Source organism: Saccharothrix algeriensis (assembly GCF_016907655.1).
Lineage (GTDB): Bacteria > Actinomycetota > Actinomycetes > Mycobacteriales > Pseudonocardiaceae > Actinosynnema > Actinosynnema algeriense.
Genome location: NZ_JAFBCL010000001.1, coordinates 5,662,388 through 5,687,368, shown reverse-complemented (window position 1 = coordinate 5,687,368; position 24,981 = coordinate 5,662,388). Strand labels below are relative to the sequence as shown.

Sequence of the window (24,981 nt, the reverse complement as noted above, 5' to 3'; positions counted from 1 at the left end):
CCGCCCTGCCGGCGGTCACGCCCGCGGGCTGCGCGGCGGGCGGCGGCCCCTCTCGCGACGACCGCCGACCGCCGCGCCCAGCGCCGAACGGGTCGCCGCCCGTGCGCGCCGGTCCGTGCGCGTCACCCCTCCCGCGCCGGCCGACCGGTGTCCGACCTGCGCCGGCCGGCCCGCGCCGGCCCACCGGTGCCCGCGGGGTTCAGCCTGCCAGGGTCAGGCCGGTCAGCGGGATGGTGAACTTCGGCGCTGCCACCCCCGTGCTGGACACCGTGGTCGTGGCCTCCACCGGGGTGCCGGACGAGCCGTGTGTGATGCGGTGCACGACGAGGACCGGCTCGTCGGCCGGGATGTCCAGGGTGTCGGCCTCGGCGCGGCTGGGCAGCCGGGCGTCGAGCTGCACGGTCGCCACGATCGGGTCCAGGCCCGCGTTGCGCAGCAGCGGCGTCAGGTCCGGGTGCGGGGTGTCGTTGCGGTCGGAGATGTCGTGGCCGGTGTGCTGCTCGATGGTGGTCGCCACGGCCCTGGGCAGCCACTGCTGGTCGATGCCGGTCACGCGCGGGCCCGTGTGGTGGTGGCGGATGCGGTGCACCACCAGGCTGCCGGTGGCCAGGCCGAAGCGCCCGGCGACCTCCGGGCCGGCGGCGGTCCAGCCGCTGAGCACCACCTTCGGGTAGGTCGCGCCGTCGGGCAGCATCCGCGGCAGCTGCCGCTCCGGCGGGGTGGTCGTGCCGCACACCAGGGTCCCCAGGCCCTGCTTCGACGTCGCCACCCCCTGCGCCACCAGGACGGCGACGGCGGCGCGGGCGGTGCCGCGGGCCACGCCGAACCGGCTCATCAGCTCGTGCAGCGTCGGCAGCGCGCTCCCGACCGGGTACTCCCCGCGGTCGATCGCCCCGATCAGGTGATCGGCGATCAGCCGGTACTTCACGTCTTCCACTGCCGCCTCCCCTGAGCCGATCTCACCGCAGGGACGTGAGCTGGGCGCACTTAGTAATGAACCGTTCGATACTCTGCTATGGTCTGGACCACTTGTCAAGCTCTTGGCTCTGTTAGTCTTCGCGGCTGGCGTGCGCGCCACCTGCCGGCGGAAGCGAGGCGTGGTGTCTTCGGGATCAGCGGCCACCGGGCCGCACGTGCTGCGGCGGATCAACGCCACCGCCGTGCTCAACGCGCTGCGCGACGCCCGGGGCCACACCGCCACCGTCTCCGACCTCGTCGTCGCCACCGGCCTGTCCCGCCCCGCCGTCACCCGGGCCCTGACCACCCTCGCCGAGGCCGGCATCGCCGAGTACGCCGGCACCACCGAGCACCAGATCGGCCGCCCCGCCCAGCGCGCCCGCTTCCGCGCCGAGCTCGGCCACGTCGCCGGCATCGACATCGGGCCCCACCGGGTCCTGGTCATGATCGCCGACCTGGCCGGCACCGTGCTCGCCCAGCGCCGCGCCACCACCCCCGCCGACCCCACCGGCCCGCACCTGGCGGCCCTGCTGCGCACCACCCTCGTCCGGGCCGCCGCCGAAGCCGGCCTCGCGCCCACCGACCTGTGGTCGGTCGCCGTCGGCACCCCCGGCATCGTCGACCACGACCGCCGCGAGGTCGTGCTCGCACCCAGCATCCCCGGCTGGAGCAGCCTGCCGGTCATCGCCGAGCTGCACGACTGGCTCGGCTGCCCCGTCGGCCTGGAGAACGACGTCAACCTCGCCGTGCTCGCCGAGCGGTGGCGCGGCGAAGCCGGCGACAACCTGCTGTTCGTCCAGTGGGGCGAGCGCATCGGCACCGGAATGGTCATCGACGACAAGCCCTACCGGGGCGCGTCCTCCGCGGCCGGCGAACTGGGCTTCATCGACCTCGTCACCGACCTGGACGACGAGCCCAAACCCCCCGCCGACGGCCTGGGCGCGTTCGAGCGGCTGGTCGGCGCGGGCGAGATCCGGCGGCTGGGCGCCCAGCGCTGCGACAGCCCGCTGCGCGACCGGCTCGCCGCGTCCGACGACATCGCGCCGCTGTTCGACGCCGCCGTCGCCGGCGACCCGGCCGCGCTGTCCGTGGTGGACACCATCGCCACCCGGTTCGCCCGCGGCCTGGCCGTGCAGCTGCTCATCATGGACCCGCAGCGCGTCGTTGTCGGCGGCAGCGTGTCCCGGGCGGGCGACGTGCTCTTCGACGCCGTCCGCCGGCGCCTCGGCCGGCAGGTGCTGGTGCCCGTCGACCTGCTGGTCTCCGCGCTCGGCGCGGGCAACGTGGCCCTCGGCGCCGTCCGCATGGCGCTGGACCAGGTCGAACAACGCCTCACCGCCCTGCTGTGACCCGCTTGCCCGCCCGCCCCCGACCGGGGAGGGTGTGGGCGTGGCAGCAGCCGAAGAACGCGACGGCGTCCCCCTGACCAACCTCGACCAGCCGCTGTTCGACGGCGCGGACGCGGTCAAGCGCGACCTGGTCGACTACCTCGACGCCGTGCGCGACCGGCTGCTGCCGGTCCTGACAGGACGCCCGCTGTCCGTGGTGCGCGCGCTGCGCGGCCAGGAGCCGTTCATGCAGAAGAACGTCCCCAAGCACGCGCCGGACTGGGTGCGCACCACCCCGGTGTGGGCCGAGGCGTCCAGGCGGCGCATCGACTACGCCCTGTGCGACGACCGACGCACCCTGCTGTGGTTCGCCAACCAGCGCGCCGTCGAGTACCACACCACCCTGTCCCGCGCCGACGACGGCCACCGCCCGGACCACCTCGTCCTGGACCTCGACCCGCCCGAGGGCGCGGACTTCGCGGCGGTCGTCGCCGCCGCCCGGCTCGTCCGCCGCGCGCTCGCCGACGCCGGCCTCACCGGCGCGGTGAAGACCAGCGGCGCCAAGGGGCTGCACGTCTTCGTGCCGATCTCGGCGGGCGACGACGACGCGGCAGCCGCCACCAGGGCGCTCGCGGCCCGCGCGGCCCGCCTCGACCCGACCACCGCCACCACCGCCTACCTGCGCGAGGAGCGCGGCGGCAAGGTCTTCCTCGACTCCACCCGCGCCCACGGCGCCACCGTCGTCGCCGCCTACAGCCCCCGCGTCCGCCCCGGCGCCCCCGTGTCGTTCCCGGTGCCCTGGGACGAGCTGGACGACATCTCCCCCCGCGACTTCACCATCCGCACCGCCCCCGCCCTGCTCGCCGACGCCGACCCGTGGGCCGCGCAGCTGCCCGCGCCCCAGGCCCTCCCCGAGGACCTGGTCGCCGAGGGCCGCGACATCCCGGTCGCCCGGGTCGTCGCGATGCACGAGGGCAAGCGCCGGGCCCGCGAACGACGCTCCTGACCACCGGGGAGCACGGCAGGGGGCACGGCAGGAGTCGGCGTCCGGCGCGACCCCGCGCCGGACGCCGACCGACCCGCTCCGCTCACGCGGTCAGGAGGAGCCCGGACTCCGCCGCGGCTGTGGCGTCGTGGCCGTACGTGAGCACGCCGCCGAGGCTCGCCCAACCGCTCCAGCCGTTGTTCGGGGCGGTCTGCCAGATGTGCCACAACGCGTTGTCACCACCGCGCGCGAACACCTCCAACCGGCCATCGGCGTTGCTCCCCACCGCCGGGCTGCTGGTGATCACGCCACCCAGGCTCGCCCAACCGCTCCACCCGTTGTTGGGGGCCGTCTGCCAGATGTGCCACAACGCGTCGTCATTGCCGCGAACGAACACCTCCAGCCGACCATCGGCGTTGTTCCCCACCGAAATCGCGCTGCTCAACCCGCCGCCCAGGCTCGCCCAACCGCTCCAGCCATTGTTGGGAGCGGTCTGCCAGATGTGCCACAGCGCGCCGTCCGTGCCGCGCGCGAACACCTCCAACCGGCCATCGGCATTGCGGCCGACCGCGGGCAGGGTGGTGATCACACCGCCCAGGCTGGCCCAACCGCTCCACCCGTTGTTGGGAGCCGTTTGCCAGATGTGCCACAACGCGCCGTCACCACCGCTCACGAACACCTCCAGCCGGCCATCCGCATTGCTCCCGATCCCGGGCGCGGAAGTCAAGTAGCCGCCGAGGCTCGCCCAGCCGCTCCACCCGTTGTTCGGGGCGGTCTGCCAGATGTGCCACAACGCGTTGTCACCACCGCGCGCGAAGACCTCCAGCCGGCCGTCCGCGTTGCTGCCCACCTTGGGCGAGGAAGTCAGGTAACCGCCCAGGCTGGCCCAGCCGCTCCAGCCGTTGTTGGGGGCCGTCTGCCAGATGTGCCACAGCGCGCTGTCACCGCCCAGGACGAAGACCTCCAGCCGGCCGTCGGCGTTGTTGCGCACCACCGGCGTGCCGGAGAAGTAGCCGCCCAGGCTGGCCCAGCCGCTCCAGCCGTTGTTCGGGGCGGTCTGCCAGATGTGCCACAGCGCGCCGTCCGTGCCGCGCGCGAACACCTCCAGCCGGCCGTCCGCGTTGCGGCCCACCGCCTGCGGGGACGTCAACGGCGCGGCGGAGGCGGGCGGCGCGGCGGCCGGGTCGGCCGGCGCGGTTCTCGCCGCCGAAATCCCGGCCCCGCCGACCACCGCGGTGGTGACGAGGGCTGTGGCGCCGATCAGCAGTCGTGTGACGAGTCGACCTGCCATGGTCGATTTCCTTTCCATGCCGAATTCCGTAAAAATACGGGCGATGCGCGGAGCGGCAGGGACTCTGCGGATGGTCGACCGGACGCGGGGCATTCCGGCCGGGCCTACGATGGCAGTGCCCGTCCAGCGTGTCGAGCGTCCGTTGAGGGGACACCCGGACGGTGGACGAAGCACAGCGCTTTTCGTCACTGCCGAGGATTGTTTCGCGGTGATCGCGATATCGGGGTGATGACCACCCGGGCGCCCGGCCCGAGCACCGCGGCCCGGCGATCTCCGGCCCGGAATTGATTCGGGGACGGACTTGTCGGAGCCGGGCCCGGCGAGTCACCGGGTCCCTGCTCGCGGGCGCGTCGCGTCGTGCCGTGCGGGCAACCGGCTACCGATATGTTATTCCAGTCTGCACTGAAGTCATAGAATAAATCATATTGCCGCTTTTGCGTCCGAACGTGCCACGACGAACGTCGCTACCGCCGCGCTGCGCGAGCCCCCAGGCTCATCGTGGCTTTCCCTACATCCCTGCGGAGGCAGCCATGTCCCTGAAGAGGACGACCCCGGTGGCGAGCGCCCTGCTGCTCGCCGCGGCCCTGCTGAGCCCGCCCGCGGTCACCGCGGCGCCGGCCGGCGCCCTGGCCGTGCCGGACATCTCGCTGTCCAACGTCCAAGCCCACCTGAACAGCTTCCAGACGATCGCCAACAACAACGGCGGCAACCGGGCGCACGGCCGGCCGGGCTACCGGGCGTCGATCGACTACGTCAAGGCGAAGCTCGACGCGGCGGGCTACACGACCTCGGTCCAGCAGTTCAGCCACGGCGGCGCCACGGGCTACAACCTGATCGCCGACTGGCCCGGCGGCGACCCGAACGACGTGCTGATGCTCGGCGGCCACCTGGACAGCGTGACCTCGGGCCCCGGCATCAACGACAACGGCACCGGCTCGGCGGGCATCCTGGAGGTCGCGCTGACCGTGGCGCGGGAGAACCTCAAGCCGAAGAAGCACCTGCGGTTCGGCTGGTGGGGCGCGGAGGAGCTGGGCCTGGTCGGGTCCAACTACTACGTCAACCAGCTGCCGGCCGCCGAGAAGTCGAGGATCAAGGCGTACCTCAACTTCGACATGACCGGCTCGCCCAACCCCGGCTACTTCGTCTACAGCGCCAGCGGCCAGCCCTCCGGGTCGGCCCAGCTCCAGCAGGTGCTGCAGGCCGGGTTCAGCGGCGTCGTGGCCACCGAGCTGACCTCGGTCGGCGGGCGGTCCGACCACGCGGCGTTCGCGCGGGCGGGCATCCCGGTCGGCGGCCTGTTCACCGGGGCCGAGACGACCAAGACCTCCGCCCAGGCTTCGAAGTGGGGCGGCCAGGCCGGTGTCGCGTTCGACCGGTGCTACCACCGCGCGTGCGACACGATCAGCAACATCGACACCACCGCGCTGGACCGGATGAGCGACGTCATCGGCTACGCGCTGTGGACGCTGGCGGGCTCCGACGGCACTCCGGGCGGTCAGAAGTTCGTCAACGACGACGACCTCGCCCTGCCCGACCAGGCGACCGTCGAGAGCTCGATCACCGTCTCGGGCGTCTCGGGCAACGCGCCCGCGGCGCTGGTCGTGGGCGTGGACATCACCCACACCTACCGGGGCGACCTGGTGATCGACCTGGTCGCGCCGGACGGCACGGCGTTCCGGGTGAAGAACTCCGGCAGCGACAGCGGCGACAACCTGGTGACGACCTACACGGTCAACGCCTCCGGCGAGGCGGCCAACGGCGTGTGGAAGCTGCGCATCCGCGACGCGGGCCCGCAGGACGTCGGCCGGCTCAACAGCTGGTACCTGCAGTTCTGAGGTCCTGACGCACGACGGCGCCCGGCGGCGGGGTCCTCCGCGACCCCGCCGCCGGGCCGTCCACAGCGGATTCCGCGGGCGGCGCGGACCGCCCGGTCCCGGGTGGTCCGCGCCGCCCGCGGCCCGTGCGCGGGCACGCCGGCGGCGCGTTCCCACTTCACCGGTCCCAGGTTTCCCGGCACGCCGACGGGTATCCGATCAACAACGCAACGGAAGGACGGATGATGGCGACCTCAACCACCCGCACCGCCCGACGTCCGGTGCAGGCCGCAGCGCTGCTGGTCGGCGTGGTGTTCCTGGCCGTCGGGGTGCTCGGCTTCATCCCCGGCGCGACCTCCGGCGACCTGGCGTTCGCCGGGCCGCACACGGGGGCGCTGCTGTTCGGCGTGTTCGCGGTGTCCGTGCTGCACAACCTCGTGCACCTGCTGTTCGGGGTGCTCGGCCTGGTCGCGTCGGCGTGGCGCGGCGCGTCCCGGATGTTCCTCGTCGTGGGCGGCGGCCTGTACCTGCTGCTGTGGGTCTACGGCTCGTTCATCCACGAGGGCGGCCCGCTGCCGGTCAACAACGCCGACAACTGGCTGCACCTGGGCCTGGGCGCGGGCATGATCCTGCTCGGCGTGGTGACCACGGCGCTGGAGCGCTCCCGAGGCCAGTACCCGGGCGCCGAACAGCGCGGGTGACCACCGCGGACCGTCGCCGCGGAGCGCGCACCGGCCGCTCCGGGGAGCGCACGACCGCGCCCCCGTCCTGCTCGCGCCCGAACGCCGCCCCGGGTCGTGCCCGACCGGTCGGGCACGACCCGGGGCGGCGTTCGGGGCTCCGGCCCACCGGGACCGTCCCGCGTGGACGGTCCCGCGCGCCCCGGTGGTCCCGGGTGTCAGGACCCCGGTGAGCGCTCGGCCCGGTCGGAGTCCGGGAACGGGTCGGGCGTCGTCTCCCGCAGCTCCCGCGCGGTGGCCTGCGCCTCGTCGATGAGGTGCTGCGTGCGCTCCAGGTCCTTCGGGTCGGGCTCCGGCAGGCCCGGCCGGCCGGCTCCCGGCGCCCCCTGGTCCACCGCTTCCGGGTCCACCATGTCCGGGACACCCGACGCGGCGGTCCGGGACACGTCGTCGTCGTGCTCTGGCGTGGTCATCCGCTCCTCCTCGGTCGTCAGGTCCGGGGTTTGCCGGTTCCGACCGCGGCTAACCGCCCGGCGCCCCGGCCCGGTCGGGCGGTGGCGCCGGCCGGGTTCGCGCGCCGGGCCCGCTGGGCCACCGGGTCGGGCAGCGGCACGGCGGCGACCAGCCTCCTGGTGTACTCGGCGGTCGGCGCGCGCAGGACCTCGTGGTGCGGCCCCTGCTCCACCACCCGCCCCCGGTGCAGGACGGCCACCCGGTGGGCCAGGGAGTCGACCACCGCGAGGTCGTGGCTGATGAACAGGCACGCGAACCCGAGTTCCCGCTGGAGCCCGGTCAGCAGGTCCAGCACCGCCGCCTGCACCGACACGTCCAGCGCGCTGGTCGGCTCGTCGGCGACGAGGAGGTCGGGGCCGAGCGCCAGGGCGCGCGCGATGCCCACGCGCTGGCGCTGCCCCCCGGACAGCTCGCGCGGCCGGCGCGCGGCGCAGTCGGCGGGCAGGCGCACCGCGTCCAGCAGCTCGGCGACCCGCTCCCGGTACCGGTCGGTCCGCCCGTGCACGCGCAGCGGCTCCCCGACGCAGTCCCGGACGGACATCCGCGGGTCGAGGGAGCCGCCCGGGTCCTGGAACACGAAGCCCACCCGCCGCCGCACGGCCCGCGTGCGCGGGTCGCCGCCCAGCACGGTGACCGCGCCCGAAGCGGGGGCGAGCAGCCCCACCGCCGCCCGGCCGAGGGTCGACTTGCCGGACCCCGACTCCCCCACCAGGCCGACGACCTCGCCGCGCCCCACGTGCAGGTCGACCTCCGCCACGGCGGTGAACCCGCCGTACCGCAGCGTCACGTCGGTGAACCGCAACGCGTCCTGCGAGGTGTGCGGCGGCGCGGGGTCGCGGTGGCCCAGCCGCGGCACGGCGGCCAGCAGCTCCCTGGTGTAGGCGCGGGACGGCCGGGCGAACAGGTCCTCCACCGGGGCCTGCTCGACGACCCGGCCGCGGCGCAGCACGACCACCCGGTCGGCCAGGTCGGCGACCACGCCCATGTTGTGCGTGATGACCAGGATCGCCGTCCCGAGGCGGTCGCGCAGGTCCCGCAGCAGGGCCAGGACCTCGGCCTGCACGGTCACGTCCAACGCGGTGGTCGGCTCGTCGGCGATGATCAGCCGTGGCGAGTTGGCCAGGGCCAGGGCGATCACCACGCGCTGCTTCTGCCCGCCGGAGAGCTGGTGCGGGTAGTGCCGGACCCGCGCCCGCGGGTCCGGCACGCCGACCAGGTCCAGCAGCCGCACGGCTTCCCGGAGCGCGTCGGCCCGGGACAGCCTGCGGTGCGCCCGCAGCACGGCCGCGATCTGCCTGCCCACCGACTGCACGGGGTTGAGCGCGGTCGCGGGCTCCTGGAACACCATCGCGATCGAACGGCCCCGCACGGCCCGCAGCGCCTCCTCCCCCGCGCCGACGAGCTCCCGCCCGTCCAGCCGCGCGCTGCCGCGCACGCGCGCGGTCGGCGGCAGCAGGCCCAGCACCGCCCGCGCCGTCACGGACTTGCCCGAGCCGGACTCGCCCACCAGGGCGACGATCTCGCCGGGCGCCACCGCCAGGTCGACCCCGCGCACCGCCGCGACCTCGTCCGCGCCGCCGGCCTCGCCGAAGGAGACCGCCAGGTCGGTGATCGTGAGCAGGTCAGTCGTAGACACGTTCGGCCTCCGCCCACAGCCGGGCCACCAGCCCGGGGTCGTAGTCGGCCGGGGCGCCCGGCTCGTAGCGCACGCGCGAGAGCGCCCCGGTGAACGGGGACGTCCGCTCCCGCTCGTGCAGGTCCCAGTCCACCGGGCCGCCCAGGTCCGCCCCGACGCTGATGCCGGTGAACGGGGCCAGCCCGATCATCTGCGGCACGGGGCCGAGCTTCGCCGCCCCCGAACCGGTGTCGAGCACCAGGTCCCAGCGGAACTCCGGCAGGGCCGCGACCCGCAGGACGACCTCCACCGGACCGGGGGCCAGCGGCACCGGGTCGGTCCGGTGGACCTCGCCGTAGGCGTTGTAGGTCAACCGGGCGGCCCCGTCCGCCACGTGCACGACGTACCCGCCGCCCTGGTCGCCGTGCGCGAACAGCACGCCCCGGTCGCCGGGGCGGTGCTCGACCCACGCCGTCACCGCGAACGACCGGAACTGCACGAGCCGCGCGGACCGGTAGCGCTCCAGCAGCGGGGTTCCCGGGTAGAGGTCGACCGGGCGTTCCAGGCGCTCGTCGGCCGGCCTGCGCAGGCCGGCCGCGGGCCCGTGGTCGGTCAGCGGGAACACCGCGTTGCGCCAGGCCGCGCGCTCCCAGGCGGCGGCCAGCTCGGCCAGCTTCTCCGGGTGCCGCGCGGCGACGTCCGTCGTCTCGGTGGGGTCGCTCCCGACGTGGTACAGCTCCCACTCGCCGTCGTCGTAAGGGGTTCCGGGCCGGTGCCGCGTGACGAGCTTCCAGCCGTCGGCGTAGTAGCCGCGGTTGCCGCCGGTCTCGGTGTACTGCTCGGTGTGCGCGCTCGGCGCGGTCGGCGAGCGCAGCACCGGCGCCGCGCTGACCCCGTCCTCCTCCACGGCGGGCACGCCGTGCCGGTCGGCCGGCCTGGTGACTCCGGCGAGGTCGAGCAGGGTGGGCGCGACGTCGGTGACGTAGACGTACTGGTGCCGCAGCCCCGTGCCCAGGCCGGCGGGCCAGTGCACGATGAACGGCGTGCGCACCCCGCCCGCGTGGGTGTCGGACTTGTAGAGCCGGAACGGCGTGTTGGACGCCTGCGCCCACCCGCGCGGGTAGTGGATGGTGGTGCGCGGCCCGCCCAGCAGCTCCAGCTCCCGCTCGACGTCACGCTCCCACGACTCCGGCACGCCGGGCACGTGCGCGAACCGGCTGAAGTAGCTGCGCGTGCCCTCCGCGCCGCCCTCGGCGGTCGCGCCGTTGTCGGAGGTGAACACGATGATGGTGTCGTCTAGTTCGCCGTGCCGCCGCAGCGCTTCCACGACCCGGCCGACGCTCACGTCCACATTGGACAGAGCGGCGGCGTAGACCTCCATGTAGCGGGCGAACAGCTCGCGGCGCGACCGCGGGACCTCCGCCCAGGGCAGCACGTCCCGGCCGGGTTCGCCGTTGCGCGGCGGCAGCCGCGTGCCCGGCGGGAACAGGCCCTCGGCGAGCTGCTTGGCGAACCGGCGCTCGCGGATCACGTCCCAGCCCTCGTCGTAGCGGCCCCGGTAGCGGGCCAGGTCCTCCTCCTTGGCCCCGAGCGGGCCGTGCATGGCGTGGTGCGCGAAGTACAGGAAGAACGGCTTGTCCGGGTCGTTGGCCCGCAACGTGTCGATCATCCGCACGGCCCGGTCGGTCAGGTCGTCGGTGAGGAAGTAGCCGTCCGGGAAGTCGCCGACGTCGTAGGGGCTGTTGTCCCACACCAGCCGGTGCGGGTGGTGCAGGTTCGTCAGGCCCTCCAGGCTGCCGATGTAGCGGTCGAACCCGCGCTGCAGCGGCCACGAGGACCGGTCGGCCGCGTCGTGGCTCGCCGCGTCCCGCGTCAGGTGCCACTTGCCCACCGCGAAGGTCGCGTACCCGGCCGCGCGCAGCGACTCGGCCAGCGACGGCGCGTCGTCGGGCAGGTGGAACGAGTACGCCGGGTAGCCCGGGTCGGAGTTGGCCGGCACCGCGAACCCGGCCCGGTGCGGGTTGAGCCCGGTGAGCAGGGCCGCGCGCGACGGCGAGCACAGCGGCGTGGTGTGGTAGTTGGTCAGCCGCAGGCCGCCGGCCGCCAGCGCGTCCAGGTGCGGCGTGGCCACCTCGCCGCCGTACGGGCCGATGTCGGCGTAGCCGAGGTCGTCGACCAGGACCACGACGACGTTGGGGCCGCGCGACCGGCGCTCGGCCGGCCAGGCGGGGCGCGACCGCGCGAACGTGCGGCCGACCCGGCCCGCGAAGTCGCGGTAGCTCGGGGGGAGGGTCATCGGGAGCGGTCCTTTCTCAGCCCCGGGCGGCGTTGGCGGCCTGCGCGAGGAGCTGGAAGCCCAGCACCAGCGCGGCGGTCACCGCCAGCGGCCCGAGGGCGGACAGGGGGTTGAGGTCGAGGTAGCGCAACGAGGTGGTGAGCACCGCGCCGAGCGACGGGTGCGGCGGGCTGACGCCGATGCCGAGCACGCTCATGGCGCCCTCGATGAACACGGCCACCGACATGGACAGGGCGAGCTGCACGACGACCGGCGCCAGCGAGTTGGGCAGCACGTGGGTGCGCAGCACGTGGGCGCGCCCCGCGCCCACCACCTCGGCGGCGGTGACGAACTGCGCCTCGCGCACCCGCAGCACGGCGGTCCGCAGCAGCCGTCCGAACACCGGCACCTCCACCGCGACCACGACGATCGCCACCGACCACGTGCCGGGCCCGATCACCGCCGCCAGCCCGACGGCGAGGATCAGCTGCGGGAACGCCAGCAGCACGTCGAACAGCCGCTGCACGGCCACGTCCAGGGTGTTGTCGACCGTCGCCAGCGCGCCGACCGCGCAGCCCAGCAGCGCGCCGACGGGCACGGCGGTGAAGCTGATCAGCAGGTCGACCCGGATGCCGGCCAGCAGGCGGGCCAGCACGTCCCGGTTGAGGTCGTCGGTGCCCAGCGGGTGCGCGAACGAGGGGCCGAGCAGGTTCGCGCCCTCGATCTGCCGGTAGGGGTCCCAGGGCACCAGCAGCGGGCCGACGAGCCCGGCCAGCGCCACCAGCGCCACCAGGACCAACCCCACCAGCCCCCGGCCGCGGCGCAGCGCGCTCACCGCCCACCGCCCAACCGGACCCTGGGGTCCAGGAGGGCGTGCGCCACGTCGGTCAGCAGCTGGACCACCACGAACACCGCCACCGACAGCAGCAGCAGCACCTGCACCACCGGGTAGTCCCGCCGCGTGATGCCCTGCTCCACCAGCAGGCCGAGACCGGGCCACGCGAAGATCGACTCGACCAGCACCGCGCCGCCCAGCAGGGTCCCGGTCTGGAGCCCCAGGGTGGTCACGGCCACCGGCAGCGCGCCGCGCAGGGCGTGCCGCACGACCACGTCCCGCCGGCGCACCCCGGCGGCGAGCGCGGTGGTCACGTAGTCCTGCCGCAGCTCGCCGCGCAGCGCCTCGGCGAGGAACCCGGTGAGCACGCCCGCCACCGGCAGCGCCAGGCACGCGGCGGGCAGCACCAGGTACTGGGCGGTGATGTCGACCCGGTCCAGCAGGCCGCCGGGCGGCACGCCGCCGGTCGGCAGCAGGCGCAGCAGCACGCCGAACACCAGGATCAGCAGCACGCCGGTGACGAACGTCGGCAGCGCCACCGACGCGGTGTGGAAGGCGGTCAGCAGCCGGTCCACCCACCGGTTGCGGGTCGCCGCCCACAGCGGCCCCAGCAGCAGCGCCGTCAGCACGGCCAGCAGCAGGGCCGACAGCGCCAGCGCGGCGGTGTTGCCCAGCCCGTCCGCGACCAGCTCGCCGATGTCGCCGCCGATCAGGTAGGACCGGCCGAACTCGCCGGTCAGCAGGTCGCCGGCCCAGCGCAGGTACTGCTCGACCACGGGCCGGTCCAGCCCGAGGTCGGCGCGGATGGCGGCCACCGCCCCGGGCGGGGCGTCGGCGCCGGCGAGCACCGCCGCCGCGTCCCCGGGGATGGCCCGGATCAGCAGGAACACCAGCACCGAGGCCAGCCACAGCACGACCAGCGCCGAGGGCGCCCGGCGCAGCAGGTAGCGGGTCACCGGAGGTGCGCCCCGGCCAGGTCCAGCTCGCGCCGCCGCGTCCAGTCGACGCCCTGGAGCGCGTCGCGCACGACGACCTGCTCGAACACCACCCCGATCTCCGCCAGGAACCCGCCGGCCAGCAGCTGCTCGGACACCGCGCGGTAGGCGGCGGTCGCCGCCGGCCCGGTCGCGGCGGGCAGCTTCCACGCGGCCTCGGCGGCGGCGGTGTAGTCCGGCGACGAGAAGTGCGAGGCGTTGCGGCGCGCGTTGAACGGGTAGGCGCTCACGGTCAGCGTGGCGGGCGAGAGCTGCGCCCACGAGTGGTTGGTCGTCCACAGCCCGGTGAACTGCGCGCCGATGAGCTGCTTGACGAACTGCGTGGAGTCGACCGGTTCCAGCTTCACCGCGATGCCCACCTCGGCGAGGTTGGCCTGCACGATCTGGGCGATGGCGGTGAACACCCGGTCGTTGCCCACGTAGGTCAGGGGGATTTCCGGCAGCGGCGCGCCGTGCTCGGCGAGCAGCGCCTTGGCCCTGCCCACGTCCCGGCGGTGGCGGCCGTCGAGGCCCTCGTCGTAGGCGGGGCTGGTGCGCGGCCACGGCAGCGAGGTCGGGTAGCCCCTGCCCCGGAACACCTCCTCGATGATCCGGTCGCGGTCCAGGGCGTGGGCGACGGCCCGGCGCACCCTCGGGTCGGACAGGCCGGGCGCGGTGGTGTCGAGCCCCACGTAAGCCTGGAGTTCCGCGCCGTCGAGCTGGACCGCGCGCAGGCCGGGCGTCGCGGCCGCGGCCTCCGCGTCGCGGTAGCCGATGCCGCGCGCGAGGTGCACCTGCCCCGAGCGCACCGCCGCCAGCAGCGACTGGCCGTCCGGGATGACCCGCACGTGCACGCCGTCCAGGTGCGGCGGGCCGTCCCAGTATTCGGCGTTGCGGCTGAACGACAGGTCGGTGTTGGGCCGCCACGACGTGAAAGCGAACGGCCCCGTCCCGACGAACCGCTTGCCGGTGGCGATGTCGGCGACCGACTCGGAGTCGATGACCGGCACCGTGGCCAGCAGGTCGAACAGGTTGCTCACCGGGTGCTCCAGGCGCAGCACGAGCCGGTCGGGCGCGGGCGCCTCGACGGCGGTGATCACCTCGGCGGTGCTCAGGAGCTGGCCGTTCCACCTGGGGTCCCGGTAGGACTCCAGGGAGAACTTGGCGTCGGCGGAGGTGAACGGCCGCCCGCTGTGGAACTTCACGCCCTGGCGCAGCTCCAGGGTCAGGGTGCGGCCGTCGTCGGCGGCCTGCCAGGCGGTGGCCAGGGCGGGCCGGGGGTCCAGCCCCTCCCGGTCGTGGCGGACCAGCGTGTCGTAGACCAGGCCGACCAGGGTGGTGATGGCCACGTTGCTGTTGGTGAACACGTTGGCGGGCACCAGGTCCAGGTTCACGCCCACCTCCGCGACCCCGCCGCGCCGCGGTGGGGAGGACGCGTCGCCCGCGGCGGTCTGCGCGTCCACGGCGGACTGGCAGGCCGTGGCGGCCAGCAGCAGCGCCACGGCGGCGAGGGCCTTGAGGGGTCTGGTCAGGTTCATCGGGCAGGTGCCTTCCTGGCGTCGTCGAGCAGGTCGAGCGGGTGGTCGAAGAGTCGGTTGAGCAGGCCGGTGCACGCGGCGGTGGCCTGCAGGTCGGGGCCGAGGCGGGTCACCGAGACGATGTCCGCGCCGGGCAGGCGGGTGGTGTCGGCGTAGGCCCGCAGCAGGTCGGGCAGGCGCTCGGCCGGGTCGGTGACGGCCTGCCCGCCGAGCACCACGCGGTCGGGGTTGAACGCGTCGCGCAGCAGCCCGACCGCCCGGCCCAGCGCGGCGGCCCGGTCGGCGAGCAGCCGGCCGGCGCCGGGGTCGCCCGCCCGCGCGGCGGCGCGCACCAGCCGGATGTCCGGCTCGGCGACCACGCCCGCGTGCACGGCGGTCTCGGCCACGGCGCGGTCGGCCACCGTCGCCTCCAGGCAGCCCGTCGCGCCGCAGGGGCACCGCGCGTCGCCGCCGACGGGCAGGTGCGCGACGCTGCCCCCGCCGACGGGTCCCCGGTGCAGCGCGCCGTCGACGGCCAGCGCGACGCCGACCACCTCGCGCGCGTAGAAGTAGAGCAGGCTGGACACCCGGGGTCCCCGGCCGAACAGCAGCTCGGCGTTGGCCATCGCGGCGACGTGGTCGTCCAGGCGCACCGGCAGGCCGGTCGCGCGGCGCAGCAGGTCGGCGGCCGGCACCCGGTGCCAGCCCAGCCGGTCGTGGTCGAGCAGGCCGCGCACCGGGTCGACCAGGCCGCCGCAGGCCAGCCCGATGCCGACCACCGCGCGGCGCGGCCACCGCCGCAGGAACGCCCGGACCCGGCCGGCGACGTGCGCCAGCGCGTCCTCGGCGCCGCCGCCCGGCGTCGGGACCTCCTCCGCGCCCAGCAGCGTGCCGCGCAGGTCCGCCAGGCCGTAGGTGGTGGTGCTCACGCCGATGTGCACGCCGCACGCCGCGAACACCGTCTCGTCCAGAGTGATCGGCACCCGCGGGCGGCCGATCGCACCGGCCGGCGCCAGGTCCGGGTCCTCGCGCAGCAGGCCGAGGTCCACCAGCGCGCCGACCTGCCTGCTCACCGTGGGCAGGCTCAGGCCGGTGCGCCGGCCGATGGCCGCGCGGGACAGCGGCCCCTCGCGGCGGATCACCGCCAGCACCGCGGCGGCGTTGGCGGCGCGGACGCTCGGGCGGACCGCGCGCGGGATCTCGGTCACGGGGAACCTCTCGGGGGTGCGGGCGTGCTCGGAAGCCCGCTTTTGTGCCAACGGGCGGGGAAAAGTCCGGGGAGTGGCCGATCGGCCGGCGGCGGAGGTCAACGACAGCGGCGCACAGCCGAAGACTCCGTGTGTCCACTTCGGAAGTCAACGACGTCCGGGATGTGGAACGCCGGCGGCCAGTTGATTTCAGGGCTTGACGGAACCTTGTTGCGCGGCAGGGCGGTTCGTACCGTCGAAGCGCGGGCGGCCCGCTGCCCCGTCCCGGGTCCACGCCGGATTGGCCCGCTCCCCGTCAACCCCACCTGGAGGTAACACCGTGAGCCTGTCCGTGCAGAACGTGGGAACCGACGTGTCGGTGGTGCGGCTGGGGTCGGCCATCGGCGCCCGGGTCGACGGCGTGCGACTGGGCGGCGACCTCTCCCCCGGGACCGTGGCGGGGATCCGCGCGGCGCTGCTCGCGCACAAGGTCGTCTTCTTCCGCGGCCAGCAGCACCTGGACGACGCGGAGCAGCTCGCGTTCGGCGGCCTGCTGGGCACACCGACCCTGGCCCACCCGACCGTGCGCGGCCGGGCCAACGCCAACGTGCTGCCGATCGACTCCGACTACGGCAAGGCCAACAGCTGGCACACCGACGTCACCTTCGTGGACCGCGTGCCCGCCATCAGCATCCTGCGCGCCGTGCGCCTGCCCCCGTACGGCGGCGACACGACGTGGGCCAACACCGCGACCGCGTACGAGACGCTGCCACCCGCGCTCAAGGCGCTGGTGGACCAGCTCTGGGCGGTGCACACCAACGCCTACGACTACGCGGCCAACGTCGACGAGCTGCGCATCGGCGGCGTGGACGTCAAGACCGAGGAATACCGCAAGGAGTTCGTGTCCGACCTGTACGAGACCGAGCACCCGGTCGTGCGCGTGCACCCGGAGACCGGCGAACGCGCGCTGCTGCTCGGCCACTTCGTCAAGCGGTTGGTGGGCTTGACCTCGACCGAGTCGCAGGCGCTGTTCCAGTTGCTCCAGCAGCGGGTGACCCGCCTGGAGCACACCGTGCGGTGGCACTGGCAGGAGGGCGACGTGGCGATCTGGGACAACCGGGCCACGCAGCACTACGCGGTGGCCGACTACGACGACCAGGCGCGCCGGCTGCACCGGATCACGCTGGCGGGCGACGTCCCGGTGAGCGTGGACGGGACGCCCAGCGTCGTGCGCAAGGGCGACGCCGCGCACTACTCCGCGTTGTGACGGCCGCAGCGCCGCAGCGCCCGGCACGGTGGTCCACAAGGGACTGACGCGTTCGTGCCGCGGTGACGCCTACCGGTGACCGGGTCGCAGGGCCTACCGGAGCGGTGGCCCCCGCGGACGGCGCGGCGGGTCTGCGGGGTCGCCGACGGGTCGCCCGCGTCGCCGCGGGTGGCCCGGGAGGACCGGCGCCGCACGGCGGGGCGACCCGTCGGCGGCCGTTCCCCGGATCGGCGGCGGAGCGGACCCGCGCCGGCCCCCGCGCCGACCTCTGCGCCGTCACCGGCTCTTGGCCTTCCGTTTCCCTTGCGGTAGCGGAATCATCACGCTGGGTTCTGCGACCGCGCGCCCGCGGTGGCGACATCCGGGGCTGCCGGTGGGCGGCGGCGCGGCGTGCCGCAGGATCTTGGGCATGAGCCGACCGTTCACCGCCGAGGACCTGCGCCGCTGGGAGGCGCACACCGTGCCGGCCTGGGTCTGCAAGGGGGTGCTGCTGGTCGGCTGGGTCGTCGCCTTCGGCTACTCCGCCGCCACGGCGAGCACCTGCTCGCCGGCTTCGCCGTGCCAACCGGACCCGTGGCTGTCGGTGTTCGCCGCGGCGCTGCTGGCCACGCCGGTGCTGCTGTGGCGCGAACCGGTGGTCGGCTGCGCGCTGGGGGCCGCGTTCGGGCTGCTGGAGGTGGTGTTCGAGGCGGACGAGGGCATCCGCGTGGCGTTCGGGCTGCACGGCCTGGCGTGCGCGCTGGTCGGGTTGTGGCTGGTCGAGGCCCGGCGGGCGCAGCACCGGGTGTTCGGGGAGATCAGCGCGCCCACCGTCGTGCGGCGCGCGGCGCCGGCCCGGTTCACCGGGCGCTCGGTCGCGGCGGCGCTGCTGCTGGTGGTCGGCGGGCTGGCGCTGGTGAAGTACGTGGTGGACTCCGCCGACGTGACCGAGCACACCACCGCGGCCGTGCGGGTCAACGGGACGGTCGTCTCGGTCGCCGAGTTCGCCGTGACGGTGGAGCTGCAGTCCTCGCAGCGGACGTTCGACGTGCTGGCGCCCGAGTCGTACGCGGTGGGCATGGACGTGCCGGTGCTGGTCGACGGCCAGTGGGCCGAACTGGTGTCCGAGCCGCGGGACGTGACGCTCCCGCTCACCGTCATGGCGCTGACCCTCGGCATGGCGGTGTTCCTGCGGCTGCGGGACGTGGCCGGCCGCCGGGCGGCACAGCGCTTCCTGGGCGGCCCGGCGCCCTCGGTGGAGGTGCTGGTCCGGGCGGACGGCCGGGGCCGGGCGGTGCTGCACGCGGTGGACGGCCGGCCGTTCGGCTCGATCGCGGTGACCGGCGCGTTCGACGACGGGCGGATGACGGCGGTGGGCGACCTGAGCCACGGCGGCTGGGTGGTCCTGGTGACCCCCGACCGGGTCCTGCTGCCCAACCGGCCGCTGCGCCCCCACCACCGCGCGCTGCCCCGCCGCGACGGGCCGGGGGAGGAACTGCTCGGCGTGGCCCTGGAGGTGCCGCCGCTGCCGTTCCCCGTGCCGCCGCACCGCCGGGACGTGGTGGCCGGCCGCTGGCTGCTCGCCGCCGCCGCCTTCCTCACCGCGGGCGCGGCGAACCTGGACGGCCCGGTCGTCCTCACCGCCCTGTGGTCGGCCGGCACCTGCGCGGTGGCGGGCTGGGTGCGGGGCCGGCCGTCGGCGGTCTTCCACCACGACCACGCGTCGGTCCGCTCGTGGCTGCGCACCTACCGCGTGCCGTGGTCGGAGGTCACCTCGATCCGCCGCGACGGCGAGCGCCTGGTGCTGGAACTGGAGTCGGGCGCGCGCTTCACGCTGGCGCAGAGCACGCGCCCGGTCGCCGAGCTGGGCGCGATCGCCCGCCGCCTGCACGACCTGGCGCCCCACGGCGGGGAGCTGACCTCGCGCCCGGGCGGCGCCCTCCCGGCGGCCCTGTGCTTCGCCCTGGTCGCCGCCGCGGTGCTGCTGCTGACGTAGCCGCCCGCGCCCGTGGCCGGCGCGCCGCGGCGCGCTCTAGGCTCGCGCCCGTGGACTTCTTCTCCCGACCCGACAGCAGGGCGGCCGAGGCCGCGCTCGCGGTGTGCGACGAGCACGCCGAGCCGTGGCTGCGCAACCACTCGCTGCGCGCCTACTCCTGGGCCGCCGCCTACGGCGCGGCGACCCGGGTCGAGTACGACGGCGAACTGCTCTACGTCGCCGCCGTCCTGCACGACCTGGCGCTCGTGCCGGCGTTCGACAGCCACGCGCTGCCCTTCGAGGAGGCGGGCGCGCGGCTGGCCGCGGTCTTCGCCGCCGGGGCCGGGTGGGGTCCGGTGCGGCGGGAGCGGTTGGGCGAGGTGATCGTGCTGCACATGCGCGAGGACGTGGCGGCCGAGGAGGACCCGGAGAGCCACCTGCTGCAGGTCGCGGTCAGCGCCGACGTCTCCGGGCGGCGGCTGGACGAGTTCCCGGCCGGGTTCCGCGCCGAGCTGCTGGAGCGCTGGCCCCGCCTGGGTTTCGCGCCGGCGTTCCTCGACCGGTTCCGCGACCAGGCCGACCGCAAGCCCTCGTGCGCCGCCGCCGACCTGGTGCGCGGCGACTGGCCGGAGCGGGTGCTGGCCAACCCGCTGGACGAGCCCTAGGGCCGGTCCCGGGCGCCCGCGCGGCCCCCGGGACGGGGTTCCGGCCGGCGGGAGCACCCGCTCGCCGGGCCGCCCGGCGCGCAGCGCGGAACCCGCTCCCGCCCCGCGCGCCCACCGCGCGCCCACCCCGCGCGCCCACCCCACTCTTCCAGCACGGAACCCCCGCGCTCCCAGTGCAGATCCGCGCCCACCCCGCGCTCGCAGCACGGAACCCTCCCCCGCGCTCGCAACGCGCCCACCCCACGCCCCGCGCAGTCCACGCCCCGCGCAACCCGCGCCCCGCGGAACCCGGCTGCGGTCCGGCGAAGCGGCCGGCGCGGCCCGGGAAGCGCTTCGGCGCAGGGCGCTCGGCCGATCGGCGCACGGCGCGGCCGGCATTCCACCCCGCGCGGCGACATTCCGCTGTCCGGCCGACGCAGCCGACGCCCGCGCGCGGATAGCGTCCGGGCGCAGGCCGCCAACGTCCCCCGCATCGGAGCGACCATGCCCCACTCCCGTCTGCTGGTTCCCCTACTGCTGGCAGTCGCGCTGCCGCTGCTCGGCACGCCGGCCGCGCACGCCGCCGACCGCGTGCGGATCACCGAGCTGCCCGCCCTGCCCGGGCAGACCGCCGCGCGCGTGACCGCGGTCGACGACCTGGGCCGGGCCATCGGCGCGAGCACCGGCAACGGCCCGCAGCACGCCGTGCTGTGGCACCGCGGCCGGACCACCGACCTGGGCGGCGGCGAGGCCGTGGCGCTCAACCGGCACGGCCAGGTGCTGGTGGTGGAGGCGCCGAGCAGCGGCGGCGGCACCTACGTGCGCCGCCCGCGGATCTGGCACGACGGCACGGCCACCGACATCACGCCGCCCGGCTCCGGTTACGTGGTCGCGCAGGCGATCAACGCCGGCGGCGACGTGCCGATGACCTACTCGCGGTCGCCCTACGGCTACCACCAGGAGGCCGCCGCGCTGTGGAAGGACGGCGCCCTGCGCGGGCTCGACGTCGGCGGCGGCGCGCACCTGAGCGTCTCGGCGATCACCGACGGCGGTCTGGTGGCCGGTTCCCACCTGCCGATGTTCGGGACCGACAGCTACGCCTTCCGCTGCCAGGGCACGTCGTGCGGGCGCCTGCCCGCCGCGCCCGGCTCCGGGTCGTACGCGGTGTCGGCGGCCAACGAGTCGGGCGTCGTGGTGGGCACCCGGGACAACCGGCCGCTGCGCTGGGAGGGCGACTCGGTGACCGTGCTGCCGGGTGGCGTCGGCGCGGTGGCGCGCAACGCGCAGGCGATCAACGAGCGCGGTGACGTCGTCGGCTGGACGCAGGACGCCGACGGGGTCCGGCGGGCGACGGTGTGGCGCGGCGGGCAGCCGGTGGTGCTGGACGTGCCGGGGCCGTCCGAGGCGGTGGCCGTCAACGACCGCGGCGACGTCGTGGGCTGGAGCTCGTCGACCGGCCAGTGGCGGGCCTTCCTGTGGCGGCACGGGCGCGTGGTCGAGCTGGGCGCGCTGGGCGGCGCCTCCAGCTACCCGGTGGCGCTGAACGAGCGCGGCGTGGTCGTCGGGCACGCCACCAAGGCCGACGGCACCCAGCACGCGGTGCGGTGGCAGGTCTCCGGGCGCCGCTGAGCGCGACCCGCCCCGGCTGAGGGGCCGCCGGCCCCTCAGCCGGTGTTGGCGCCTTCGTTGCCCCGGCCCCGCAGCAGGTCCTCGCGGGCCCGCGCGACGCGCGAGCGCACCGTCCCGATCGGGCACCCGCACATCTCGGCCACCTCGGCGTAGGACAGCCCCAGCACCTGGGTCAGGAGCAGGGCCTCGCGGCGTTCCGGGGCGAGGTCGGCCAGCAGGAGGTTCAGCTCGACGACGTCCTCGAAGCCGGCGGAGCGGTCGGCGGAGCGCCGGGCGTCCGAGGCTTGCTGGACGTCGGCCGACCACGCGATCGCCGGGCGCGAGCCGGCGGCGCGGAGGTGGTCCACGACGGTCCGGCGGGCGATCGACAGCAGCCAGGTGCGGGCCGAGGAGCGGCCCTCGAAGGAGGGCAGGCTGCGCAGCGCGCGCAGGTAGACCTCCTGGGCCAGGTCGTCCGCCCGGCCCGGGTCGGTCAGGTGGGCCACCAGGCGCCACACGTCGCGCTGCGTGGCGCGGATGAAGCGCTCCAGCGCGGCGCGGTCACCCGACCCGGCGGCCAGCGCCAACGTGGTGACCGCGTCGTCGTCACCGCGTGAGATCGACACGATTGATCAGGCTAGTGCACCGGGTACCGGGAACTCCCAGGGCCACTTGGCCGACAATGTGACCGTGGACTGCGAGACCTGCCGGGAGGCCCTGTCGGCGAGGCTGGACGGCGAGGCGGAGCCGGCCCCCGCCGGCGACGTGGACGCGCACGTGGCGGGGTGTGCGGCCTGCCGGGCGTGGCAGGGCGACGCGGCGGCGCTGACCCGGTCGCTGCGACTTCGGCCCGCCGAAGCCACGCCCGACCTGCTGGACGCCGTCCTGGGCGCCGCGGCGGCGCAGGGGGCGCCCCGAACCCCGGGCGGGGCGGTCCCGGGCGGGGCCGGGGAGCCGGGTGGGCCGGCCGACGGCGCGGCGGCGCGCGGCGGGACCGGGCCGGGGTCGACGCGGGGGTGGTACCCGCGGGCCGCGCTGGCGGGGGTGGCGGTCGCGCAGATCACCCTGGGGCTGGCGCAGGTGCTGGGCACGGGGTCCGGCGCGGACGGCCACGGGGCGCACGGGGTCGTCGGCGGGAGCCACCTGTTCAACGAGAGCACCGCGTGGAACCTGGCGCTGGGGCTCGGGCTGCTGTGGACCGCCCTGCGCCCGCGCGCCACGACCGGGATGCTGCCCGTGCTCAGCGGGTTCGTCGTGGTGCTCGGGGCGTTCTCCGCGCAGGACCTGGCGGCCGGGCAGGCGACCGTCCAGCGGGTGACGTCGCACGCCATCCTCGTGCTCGGGCTGCTGCTGCTGGTCGTGGTGCACCGGGGCCGGCGCGACCCGCGCGGCGACCGGGCCGCCGACCCGCTGCCGGAGGCGCCCGACAGCGCTGGGACGGGGTCCGCGGCGCCCGCCCCCGAGCAGGACCCCGCCCCGGCCACCCGGCCGCGCCTGCGACCGGTCAGCCGGCGACGCGCGGCCTGAGCACCGCGGGGAGCCGCGATCCGGAACCGGGGGCCGCGCGATCCGGAACCGGGGGCCGCGCGATCCGGAACCGGGGGCCGCGTGACCGCCGGCCCGGGGCAGCGCCGACCGACCGGGGACCACGCCGACCGACCCTCACGACCGGAGCCGCGTAACCGGGAGCCGCGCCGATCGACCCGAGGGCCGGGACCGCGCCGGAGCCGCGCGACCGGGGTCCGAACCGACCGGCCCGGGCCGCGCCGGCCGGCTCAGCGCAGCAGTTCCAGCAGCCGGTCGACCGGCAGGGCGGGCGAGCGGCGGCCGTGGCGGCCCACCATCGTCTCCGCCGCCAGCAGGGCGTTGAGCACGGCCTCCTCCACCCCCTGCACCACGGCGGCGAAGAAGTCGTCCGTGCGGTTCCACGGGACGTGGCGCAGGGTGTCGTAGCCGGGCTCCCCCCGCGGGAACGCCGAGGGGGTCTGGGTCGTCGCGTTGCCGGTGGAGAAGGCCAGGAAGATGTCGCCCGAGAAGTGGGAGCCGGTGGTCCCCGTGCGGGCCAGGCCGAGGGGCACGCGCCGGGCCAGCGCCGTGCACTGGCCGGGCAGCAGGGGCGCGTCGGTCGCCACCACGGCGATCACCGAGCCCGCGCCGGGCGGGGTCGCCCAGTCGCCGTCCTCCATCGGGTTGTCGTCGGCCAGCGCCTCCCCCACCGGCACGCCGCACACCGTCAGTTCCCGGCGCGAGCCGAAGTTCGCCTGGACGAACACGCCGACGGTGTAGGAGTCCGGCCCGTACCGGACGACCCGCGACGAGGTCCCGCTGCCGCCCTTGAACGCGTAGCAGTTCATCCCGGTGCCGCCGCCGACCGAGCCCTCCTCGACCGGGCCGGGGCGGGCGGCGTCGATGGCCGCGACCGCGTGCTCGGGCCGGACGTGCGGGCCGTTGATGTCGTTGAGGTAGCCGTCCCAGGTCTCCGCGACGACCGGCAGCAGCCACTGGTCGGCCACGGCGGGCTTCTCCCGCGCCACCCAGTCGACGACGCCCCGGTGGCACGGGCCGACGGCGTGCGTGTTGGTGATCAGCACCGGCAGCCGCAGCGCGCCGGTCTCGCTGAGCAGGGCCGTGCCGGTCATCTCCCCGTTGCCGTTGAGCGAGAACCAGCCCGCCGCGCACGGCACGTCGAAGTCCGCCCGGCCGCGCGGCAGGATCGCCGTCACGCCGGTGCGCACCGCGTCGCCCTCGACCAGGGTGGTGTAGCCGACCTCCACGCCGGGCACGTCGGTGATCGCGTTGTGCGGCCCCGGTTGCCCGGTCAGCCGCAGTCCGTGGTCACGTGCGCGCATCTCACGCCTCCAGGTTGCATCGGGTCGCATCGGCCGCGTGCGCCAGCAGGACCGCCTCGGCCTGCGGGGTGGTGAACGTCGGCACGGCTTGGGTGATGTGCAGGCCGAGGCCGTCCTCCAGCGCCACCAGGCCGCGCGCGATGGTCGTCGCGTCGCGGGTCAGGTCGAACACCCCGGTGGCCGCGCCCGCCTCCAGGATCGAGGTGTACAGCGCCACCTGGCGCTCGCACAGCCGGATGTGCTGGGCGGCGTAGGCCGGGTCGCGGCGGGCGTGGGCGCCCAGCTCGTAGATCAGCACGCACAGCTCGTCGTCCCGGCCGGTGGGCAGGCCCGCGCGGATGGTGACGACCAGCCGGCGCCTCGGGTCGGGCTCGCGCCGCGCCGCCTCCTCGCGGGCCACGCAGAACCGCTCGATCGCCTCCCGCTGCACCTCGTAGAGCAGGTCGCCCAGGGTCGGGAAGTAGTACAGCACCGACCCGGTCGACATGGCCGCCTGGTCGGCGACGTCGCGCAGGCGCAGGTCGAGCACGCCCCGGTCCAGGACGGCCTGGCGCGCGGCGGCGACCAGCTCACCGCGCTTCTCGTGGGCCCGGCTGGGTCTCGGCATGGCCCCATTCTTCGACCGAGCGTCAAGGAACGCAAGTGCGGGCCACCGGAACCCACCCGTAGCCCAACATGGTATTGACGC

General features: G+C 75.5%; 21 protein-coding genes. 9 read left to right on the top strand and 12 right to left on the bottom strand.

The window, feature by feature from the left end; translation table 11 throughout:
• Positions 1-199: 199 nt before the first annotated feature.
• Positions 200-937 (bottom strand): GntR family transcriptional regulator, encoded by a 738-nt coding sequence (locus JOE68_RS25990; RefSeq protein WP_204844905.1) that lies wholly within the window; start codon positions 935-937, stop codon positions 200-202.
• 163 nt (positions 938-1,100) lie between these two features.
• Between JOE68_RS25990 and JOE68_RS25985 the strand changes: the two genes are divergently transcribed.
• Both JOE68_RS25985 and ligD read left to right on the top strand, forming a co-directional pair.
• On the top strand, positions 1,101-2,306 hold the full coding sequence (locus tag JOE68_RS25985) for an ROK family transcriptional regulator (RefSeq protein ID WP_204844904.1): 1,206 nt from the start codon (positions 1,101-1,103) through the stop codon (positions 2,304-2,306).
• A gap of 40 nt (positions 2,307-2,346) precedes the next feature.
• Positions 2,347-3,291 carry a non-homologous end-joining DNA ligase gene (ligD, locus tag JOE68_RS25980; protein WP_204844903.1) on the top strand — a complete coding sequence of 315 codons (945 nt, stop codon included), beginning with the start codon at positions 2,347-2,349 and terminating at the stop codon, positions 3,289-3,291.
• Positions 3,292-3,373: 82 nt separating this feature from the next.
• On the opposite strand, the gene JOE68_RS25975 is transcribed toward ligD, so the two are convergent.
• Positions 3,374-4,561, bottom strand: coding sequence for a PLL family lectin (locus tag JOE68_RS25975; RefSeq protein ID WP_204844902.1), 1,188 nt, complete (start codon positions 4,559-4,561; stop codon positions 3,374-3,376).
• Positions 4,562-5,091: 530 nt separating this feature from the next.
• On the opposite strand from JOE68_RS25975, the gene JOE68_RS25970 reads away from it, so the two are divergent.
• Together JOE68_RS25970 and JOE68_RS25965 are read left to right on the top strand one after the other, a co-directional pair.
• Positions 5,092-6,396, top strand: a complete 1,305-nt coding sequence (locus JOE68_RS25970) for a M28 family metallopeptidase (RefSeq protein ID WP_204844901.1) — start codon at positions 5,092-5,094, stop codon at positions 6,394-6,396.
• 224 nt (positions 6,397-6,620) lie between these two features.
• Complete coding sequence (locus JOE68_RS25965; RefSeq protein WP_204844900.1) at positions 6,621-7,076, top strand: DUF4383 domain-containing protein; 456 nt, start codon at positions 6,621-6,623, stop codon at positions 7,074-7,076.
• 197 nt (positions 7,077-7,273) lie between these two features.
• On the opposite strand, the gene JOE68_RS25960 is transcribed toward JOE68_RS25965, so the two are convergent.
• From JOE68_RS25960 to JOE68_RS25930, 7 genes are read right to left on the bottom strand one after another with little or no spacing between them, the layout of a single operon-like run.
• Positions 7,274-7,528: a hypothetical protein gene (locus JOE68_RS25960; protein ID WP_204844899.1), complete on the bottom strand. Its 255-nt coding sequence runs from the start codon at positions 7,526-7,528 to the stop codon at positions 7,274-7,276.
• A gap of 17 nt (positions 7,529-7,545) precedes the next feature.
• Positions 7,546-9,204: a dipeptide ABC transporter ATP-binding protein gene (locus JOE68_RS25955; protein WP_204844898.1), complete on the bottom strand. Its 1,659-nt coding sequence runs from the start codon at positions 9,202-9,204 to the stop codon at positions 7,546-7,548.
• On the bottom strand, positions 9,191-11,479 hold the full coding sequence (locus tag JOE68_RS25950) for an arylsulfatase (RefSeq protein ID WP_204844897.1): 2,289 nt from the start codon (positions 11,477-11,479) through the stop codon (positions 9,191-9,193). The genes JOE68_RS25955 and JOE68_RS25950 overlap by 14 nt, the downstream gene beginning before the upstream one ends.
• Before the next feature lie 16 nt (positions 11,480-11,495).
• Positions 11,496-12,293: an ABC transporter permease gene (locus JOE68_RS25945; RefSeq protein ID WP_204844896.1), complete on the bottom strand. Its 798-nt coding sequence runs from the start codon at positions 12,291-12,293 to the stop codon at positions 11,496-11,498.
• The gene (locus tag JOE68_RS25940) at positions 12,290-13,249 is read right to left on the bottom strand and encodes an ABC transporter permease (RefSeq protein WP_204844895.1); all 960 of its coding nucleotides are present in this window, start codon (positions 13,247-13,249) and stop codon (positions 12,290-12,292) included. The genes JOE68_RS25945 and JOE68_RS25940 overlap by 4 nt, the downstream gene beginning before the upstream one ends.
• Complete coding sequence (locus JOE68_RS25935) at positions 13,246-14,805, bottom strand: ABC transporter substrate-binding protein (protein WP_204844894.1); 1,560 nt, start codon at positions 14,803-14,805, stop codon at positions 13,246-13,248. The genes JOE68_RS25940 and JOE68_RS25935 overlap by 4 nt, the downstream gene beginning before the upstream one ends.
• Positions 14,802-15,992 (bottom strand): ROK family transcriptional regulator, encoded by a 1,191-nt coding sequence (locus tag JOE68_RS25930; RefSeq protein WP_204844893.1) that lies wholly within the window; start codon positions 15,990-15,992, stop codon positions 14,802-14,804. The genes JOE68_RS25935 and JOE68_RS25930 overlap by 4 nt, the downstream gene beginning before the upstream one ends.
• Positions 15,993-16,311: 319 nt before the next feature.
• On the opposite strand from JOE68_RS25930, the gene JOE68_RS25925 reads away from it, so the two are divergent.
• From JOE68_RS25925 to JOE68_RS25910, 4 genes are all read left to right on the top strand, one after another.
• Complete coding sequence (locus JOE68_RS25925) at positions 16,312-17,238, top strand: TauD/TfdA dioxygenase family protein (RefSeq protein WP_204844892.1); 927 nt, start codon at positions 16,312-16,314, stop codon at positions 17,236-17,238.
• 409 nt (positions 17,239-17,647) lie between these two features.
• Positions 17,648-19,213, top strand: coding sequence for a PH domain-containing protein (locus tag JOE68_RS25920; protein WP_204844891.1), 1,566 nt, complete (start codon positions 17,648-17,650; stop codon positions 19,211-19,213).
• Positions 19,214-19,263: 50 nt separating this feature from the next.
• A complete protein-coding gene (locus tag JOE68_RS25915) occupies positions 19,264-19,857 on the top strand; it encodes an HD domain-containing protein (protein ID WP_239562353.1) in 594 nt (197 codons plus the stop codon).
• A 483-nt stretch (positions 19,858-20,340) separates the two neighbouring features.
• Positions 20,341-21,465 (top strand): hypothetical protein, encoded by a 1,125-nt coding sequence (locus JOE68_RS25910; protein ID WP_204844890.1) that lies wholly within the window; start codon positions 20,341-20,343, stop codon positions 21,463-21,465.
• A gap of 35 nt (positions 21,466-21,500) precedes the next feature.
• On the opposite strand, the gene sigC is transcribed toward JOE68_RS25910, so the two are convergent.
• Positions 21,501-22,070, bottom strand: coding sequence for an RNA polymerase sigma factor SigC (gene sigC / locus JOE68_RS25905; RefSeq protein ID WP_204844889.1), 570 nt, complete (start codon positions 22,068-22,070; stop codon positions 21,501-21,503).
• Between the two features lie 64 nt (positions 22,071-22,134).
• On the opposite strand from sigC, the gene JOE68_RS25900 reads away from it, so the two are divergent.
• Positions 22,135-22,971: a zf-HC2 domain-containing protein gene (locus JOE68_RS25900; RefSeq protein WP_204844888.1), complete on the top strand. Its 837-nt coding sequence runs from the start codon at positions 22,135-22,137 to the stop codon at positions 22,969-22,971.
• A gap of 248 nt (positions 22,972-23,219) precedes the next feature.
• On the opposite strand, the gene JOE68_RS25895 is transcribed toward JOE68_RS25900, so the two are convergent.
• Positions 23,220-24,293, bottom strand: a complete 1,074-nt coding sequence (locus JOE68_RS25895) for a DmpA family aminopeptidase (RefSeq protein ID WP_204844887.1) — start codon at positions 24,291-24,293, stop codon at positions 23,220-23,222.
• Position 24,294: 1 nt separating this feature from the next.
• Positions 24,295-24,900, bottom strand: a complete 606-nt coding sequence (locus JOE68_RS25890) for a TetR/AcrR family transcriptional regulator (RefSeq protein WP_204844886.1) — start codon at positions 24,898-24,900, stop codon at positions 24,295-24,297.
• Between the last annotated feature and the right edge of the window lie 81 nt (positions 24,901-24,981).

Coding starts and splice junctions, on each gene's coding strand:
- JOE68_RS25975 (WP_204844902.1), bottom strand. CDS start 4,561: ATGGCAGGTCGACTCGTCACACGACTGCTGATCGGCGCCACAGCCCTC.
- JOE68_RS25970 (WP_204844901.1), top strand. CDS start 5,092: ATGTCCCTGAAGAGGACGACCCCGGTGGCGAGCGCCCTGCTGCTCGCC.
- JOE68_RS25965 (WP_204844900.1), top strand. CDS start 6,621: ATGGCGACCTCAACCACCCGCACCGCCCGACGTCCGGTGCAGGCCGCA.
- JOE68_RS25960 (WP_204844899.1), bottom strand. CDS start 7,528: ATGACCACGCCAGAGCACGACGACGACGTGTCCCGGACCGCCGCGTCG.
- JOE68_RS25950 (WP_204844897.1), bottom strand. CDS start 11,479: ATGACCCTCCCCCCGAGCTACCGCGACTTCGCGGGCCGGGTCGGCCGC.
- JOE68_RS25935 (WP_204844894.1), bottom strand. CDS start 14,805: ATGAACCTGACCAGACCCCTCAAGGCCCTCGCCGCCGTGGCGCTGCTG.
- JOE68_RS25920 (WP_204844891.1), top strand. CDS start 17,648: ATGAGCCGACCGTTCACCGCCGAGGACCTGCGCCGCTGGGAGGCGCAC.
- JOE68_RS25910 (WP_204844890.1), top strand. CDS start 20,341: ATGCCCCACTCCCGTCTGCTGGTTCCCCTACTGCTGGCAGTCGCGCTG.
- JOE68_RS25895 (WP_204844887.1), bottom strand. CDS start 24,293: ATGCGCGCACGTGACCACGGACTGCGGCTGACCGGGCAACCGGGGCCG.
- JOE68_RS25890 (WP_204844886.1), bottom strand. CDS start 24,900: ATGCCGAGACCCAGCCGGGCCCACGAGAAGCGCGGTGAGCTGGTCGCC.